Source organism: Mycobacterium sp. TH-M25 (assembly GCF_057473665.1).
This window is the reverse complement of the sequence record NZ_JBYCLA010000158.1, coordinates 1-5,091: the sequence shown is the minus strand read 5'-3', so window position 1 is coordinate 5,091 and position 5,091 is coordinate 1. Positions and strand designations below refer to the sequence as shown.

Sequence of the window (5,091 nt, the reverse complement as noted above, 5' to 3'; positions counted from 1 at the left end):
AAGAGCCTGCACACAGCGTCGAGCAGCTCACGTGCGACGTGGAGATTCGGCGCTACGGTCAGCGGATCGCCGCGGAGACAACCGTATTAGCCGACGAGGAAGCGGCCCGCAGCGCCGGTTTCAGGCGCCTTGCCGGTTACATCTTCGGCGGCAACCGGACGGACACCAAGATCGCCATGACTGCACCCGTCGCCCAACAGCCAGGCGGCCAGTACGGTGAGCGGATCGCGACGACGGCCCTGGCATCAGAAGAAGTCAACGCCGGTGGTGAATGGGTGATCCGCTTCTTCATGCCTGCCGAGAAGACAATGGAGTCATTGCCCGAGCCGAATGACCCTGCCGTACGGTTGGTGACTGTCCCGGCTGAGACTGTCGCGGTTCGTCGCTTTTCGGGCAGTACTAGTCGCCGCACGGTCGCGTCGCAGACGGCCGAGCTGATACGAGCCCTGCACGAAACGGGTTTTGAGCCTGTCGGCACACCCTCCGCGTGGTTCTACGATCCGCCGTGGACCCTCCCGATGTTGCGTCGCAACGAGATCGCCGTACCTGTCAAAACACACCCCTGAGCCGGAGGACCAACATGCGTAGTTCTACATTGCTCGCCACCGCCGCAGCGACCGCTGCCACGTCCGCAATCGGCGGTCTGGCGACCGCTCCGGCGCTCCAGGCTCGCTGGTATCAGCAACTCAGGAAGCCGGGCTATCAACCACCCAGACAGGTTTTTCCGGTGGTCTGGCCGGCGCTGTACGCCGACATCGCCGTCGTTTCGGCGTCCGCGATCGACCGGTTGAGAGACACCGGCGAAGACGGTCGCCGGCGGGCCTACCAAGTCAGGCTCGCTGTCAACCTCGCCCTCAACGCCAGCTGGTCGTGGGTGTTCTTCAACCGGCGCCGTTTCGCCTCAGCCACGGTGCTCAGCGGCGTTCTGACGGCCAGCAGTGCTGACTTGGCGCGTCGTGCGATCGACGTGCAAGGGGCGCGCGCCGTGCCGCTGCTCCTGTATCCGCTGTGGTGCGCCTTCGCCACCGTGCTGACGGGACACATCTTCATGCTCAACCGCAAACACAGTTAGTTCGACGTTCTGCGCAGGCGAAGCATCCCAACATCGAGAGCAGGAACCGGAAATGACGGGTTGTCGTGAAAAACTATAACGTCGAAAGCCATTGTGGGATAAGAATTCTCGGAGGCTACCGTGGTAGGTGATCGGTATCGTTGGATCGGTATGGCGCTGTTGGCGAGTCTCGGGTCCAGCCTGTTGGCGTTCATGTCGGTGATGGACCCGGCGTCCGCCCAGGGTGACCCGTCAACCGATGGCGCCGCGTTCATCATGGGCGGCACCTTGAACCCGGAACCTGCGCCCAGTTACGTGACAGCCATCAACGATGCTTACATCCAGTCCAACTCGCTTTTCGCGGGTTACACGCCGTTCGGGTTGTACACGCCCGAGGGCGTCAACATTCCGGGTATCAGCGGGCTGACCCTGGATCAGTCGGTAGCGCAGGGCCAGTTGATCCTCAACAACGCGATTCTGGGACGGCCTGCGGACGCCGACACCCTAGTCTTCGGCTACTCGCAAAGCGCGGTGATCGCCACTCTGGAGATGAACGCACTTGACGCGCTACCTCCGGACGAACGGCCGAACCCCGATGAACTGTCGTTCATGCTGATCGGCGACCTGGACAACCCCGATGGCGGCCTCTTCACGCGCTTCACCACGAACATTCCCGTCCTGGGTATCCCGTTCTACGGTCCGACGCCACCGGGCACGGTCTATCCGACCGATATCTACACCGGCCAGTATGACGGCGCCGCCGACTTCCCCCAGTACACCGGCGATCTCTTAGCGGATTTGAACGCCATTCTCGGTACACAATATGTTCACACTCAGTATGTGAATCTGACCGCTGAACAGATTCACAGCGCGGTGCCACTGGCAACCTCGCCCGGCTACGACGGGGTCACCCACTACTTCATGATTCCGACGCAGGACTTGCCACTGGTGGAACCGCTGCGTGCAATTCCCTTCGTCGGAACGCCGCTGGCCGACCTGTTGCAACCGGATCTCACCGTCCTCGTCAACCTGGGCTACAACCCCAATGGGTATGCCGACGTGCCGACCCCGGCTCAACTGTTTCCCGGCTTCAACCTGATCGCCGAGCTTCAGCAGCTCGCTAAACCCTTACTCGATAGCCTCGGTGTCCATCTGCCCGAATACCCGAGCGTGCCGCCTCCGGACTTCAATCTGATCACCATCATCGAACAGCTGGTCACCGGCGCCTATCAAGGCGTCAAAGACGCACTAGTTGATCTGGGGCTGCTACCGGCGTCGGAGTTCGCCACCACCTACCCAGCAATTAACACACCGGCGGCTGTGGCAGCGATTGCGCCCGAACTCGGTTTGGATCCGACATGGTTCAGCGGGGGACTGGGTTTGGTGGATTTAGCGGGATAGACCCGTTGCTCTCACTGGGCCACGCGGTAGTCGAAGGTCGTATCGGTAGGCGAAGAACCGTGGCGGCTCGCTGTGGTGAGTTCATCTGGCCGCAGTACGGCCGAGCAGGTGACGCAAGGCCTGCTCGAGGTGGGGATGGCGGAACCGGTGATCGGCGCCGTGCAGGCGGGTGGGCACCACACGTTGGCTGGCGCAGGCCAATTCGCGGGAGCCTTGATTGCCCAACAGCACGCGGGGTCCCAGCGCCGGCACCGGCAACAGCGTGGGCCGGTGCAGAACGTGAGCCAGGGTGCGGGTGTAGTCGGCATTGCGGACCGGCTCGGGAGCAACGGCGTTGACCGGACCGGACAAGCCGGTCTCCCACAGGCCGCGGTGGTAGATGTCGACAAGGTCGTCGATCCCGATCCAGGGCAGCCACTGCTGGCCGCCTCCGACCCGGCCGCCGAGCCCGGCGGCGAACAGCGGACGCAGCAGGCGCAGCGTGCCGCCGAGTGGAGATTGCACGATCCCGGTGCGGATACGCACCACCCGGATCCCGGCCTTTTCTGCCGGCGTGAGCGCGTCCTCCCAGTCGGCGACGACGTCGGCGAGAAACCCCTCCCCGCGCTCGCTGTCCTCGGTCAAGAGCTGGTCGCCACGGTCGTAGCCGTAGTATCCGACCGCCGAGGCGCAGATCAGCACGCTCGGCCCGTTGGGGGTTCGCAAGGCCAGTTCGGCCAGCAGACGGGTCGGCCCGATTCGGCTGCTGCGAATCGCGCGTCGATGCTTTTCTGTGAAGCGACCCGCGATCGAGGTGCCGGCCAGGTGAATCACCGCGTCGACCCCTGCCAGCAGCTCCGGATCGGGGTCATGAGGATTCCATTGCCGCTCATCGGGTTTGGTCACGGCATGGCGCACCAGCCGGATGACCCGATGACCGCCGGTGGAAAGGAACGCGGCCAGGGCCGAACCGACAAGTCCGGAAGAGCCGGTGACAGCGACTGTCGCCGGGGCGAGGCCGTGTTCGACCGCGCGTTGGTGTGCGGCGAGGTCGTCGGCCAGTTGGCGATGCCGGTAGGCGAACATCGGACGCAACACCCGGCCGGGAATTGGGGAGTCGACCCGGTCGACCACCCGGGTCTTATCGTCGGCGAGTTCTTCGAAGTCGTGCGTGTGCCGCCACCGGACCGCCAACGCCGCCGGCAGCGACGCCAGTCCGTCGCTGCTGATCTCGTCGACGAAGCGCCGCGGCGGATCGTAGGAGTCCGTCCGGTGCGAAGCGACCCAGCGAAGCCCGCCTGACAGCGCGAGCTTGGCACGGCCATCCTTCAGCGAATAGGCCTCCGAGACGACTCGTATCGGCTGCCATGGCGGCAACAGTCGCAGGAACGCTCCCGGCCGGCCGTACCACGCAAAGATCTCATCACGCGGGGCGTCGACGACGCTGGAATACAGCAAACCCATCCTTCGACGCTACCGGGGAAACCATCGGCCCGCGATCAGGCAGAGTGGTTGGCGTGAGTGCGCGTCACCCCGGCAGGTCGCTGCTGGACATACTGCTGGACCGGGCCGTCATCCCCGGCTATAGCCGCGTCGGCTACTGGCTGCGGCGATCGGACTGGTCAGGTGACCCCGCGCCGGGGTCGCTCCGCGGGCGTAGCGCGATGGTCACCGGCGCCAACAGCGGGATCGGCATGGCGATCGCCGCCGGCCTGGCTGGGCTGGGGGCGCGTGTGCTGATGACCGTCCGCAGTCGCGAACGCGGTGAGCAGGCACGCGCTGAGCTCGCCGCCGCCCACCCGGACGCCGACCTGACGGTGGAGGTCTGCGACGTCGCCAACCTGGGTGCAGTGCGCGAATTCGCTGCCGACCTGGCCAGCCGGCTGTCAGCGCTGGACGTTGTCGTTCACAACGCCGGGGTGCTGCCGGCCACACGCACCGAGACCGACGACGGGCACGAGCTGACGCTGGCCACTCATGTGCTGGGTCCGGTGTTGCTGACCGAGCTGCTCGCCCCCAGCATGGCCAACTCCTCCGACCCACGGGTGGTCTTGATGTCCTCGGGCGGGATGTACACACAAGCCCTGCCGGTCGAGGATCCCGAATACCGCAACGGGCTCTACCGCGGCGCCACTGCTTATGCGCGGAGCAAGAGGATACAGGTGGCGCTCACCCCGATCCTGGCTGAACGCTGGGCGGGGCGAGGAATTTCGGTGTATTGCATGCACCCCGGGTGGGCGGACACACCCGGGGTGGCCGATTCTTTGCCGGTCTTTCGGATGCTGACCGGACCGCTGCTGCGCTCGCCTGCGCAGGGCGCCGATACCGCCGTGTGGCTCTCCGCGACCACGCCCGCGCCGCCGACCGGCCGGTTCTGGCATGATCGGCGGCCGCGCCCGGAGCACTACCTGCCCTTCACCCGGGACAGCTACGAAGACCGTCAGCGACTGTGGCGATACTGCGCAAACGCCATCGGCCTTGATGTGGCCTGAGGCCACGTCACCCGCCGCTCGACGGCCGCGGCCAGCCCGGTGCGACCCATACCCTGCGTGGCTCCGAATAGTTCATGTGCAGAGGTTCGGCATGCCGCGCTCCGTTGCGGTTATCGGCAGCGGCGTCTCCGGTCTGACTGCCGCCTACGTGTTGTCCGCACAGGATCG

At 65.4% G+C, this 5,091-nt stretch carries 5 protein-coding genes; 4 read left to right on the top strand and 1 reads right to left on the bottom strand.

What is annotated here, in order from left to right; all coding sequences use genetic code 11:
* The 3 genes from AC2VOU_RS05365 to AC2VOU_RS05355 form a co-directional block, all read left to right on the top strand.
* On the top strand, positions 1–566 hold a 566-nt coding region (locus AC2VOU_RS05365), incomplete at its 5' end, for an SOUL family heme-binding protein (RefSeq protein ID WP_486956430.1).
* 14 nt (positions 567–580) lie between these two features.
* Positions 581–1,072 carry a TspO/MBR family protein gene (locus AC2VOU_RS05360; protein ID WP_486956429.1) on the top strand — a complete coding sequence of 164 codons (492 nt, stop codon included), beginning with the start codon at positions 581–583 and terminating at the stop codon, positions 1,070–1,072.
* 150 nt (positions 1,073–1,222) lie between these two features.
* Entirely contained in the window at positions 1,223–2,452 is a 1,230-nt protein-coding gene (locus AC2VOU_RS05355) for a PE-PPE domain-containing protein (RefSeq protein WP_486956428.1), read from the top strand.
* Positions 2,453–2,533: 81 nt separating this feature from the next.
* Here the strand turns inward: AC2VOU_RS05355 and AC2VOU_RS05350 are convergent, their stop codons facing one another.
* On the bottom strand, positions 2,534–3,895 hold the full coding sequence (locus tag AC2VOU_RS05350; RefSeq protein WP_486956427.1) for a TIGR01777 family oxidoreductase: 1,362 nt from the start codon (positions 3,893–3,895) through the stop codon (positions 2,534–2,536).
* Positions 3,896–3,948: 53 nt separating this feature from the next.
* Between AC2VOU_RS05350 and AC2VOU_RS05345 the strand changes: the two genes are divergently transcribed.
* Positions 3,949–4,923, top strand: coding sequence for an SDR family NAD(P)-dependent oxidoreductase (locus AC2VOU_RS05345; RefSeq protein WP_486956426.1), 975 nt, complete (start codon positions 3,949–3,951; stop codon positions 4,921–4,923).
* Positions 4,924–5,091 lie beyond the last annotated feature (168 nt).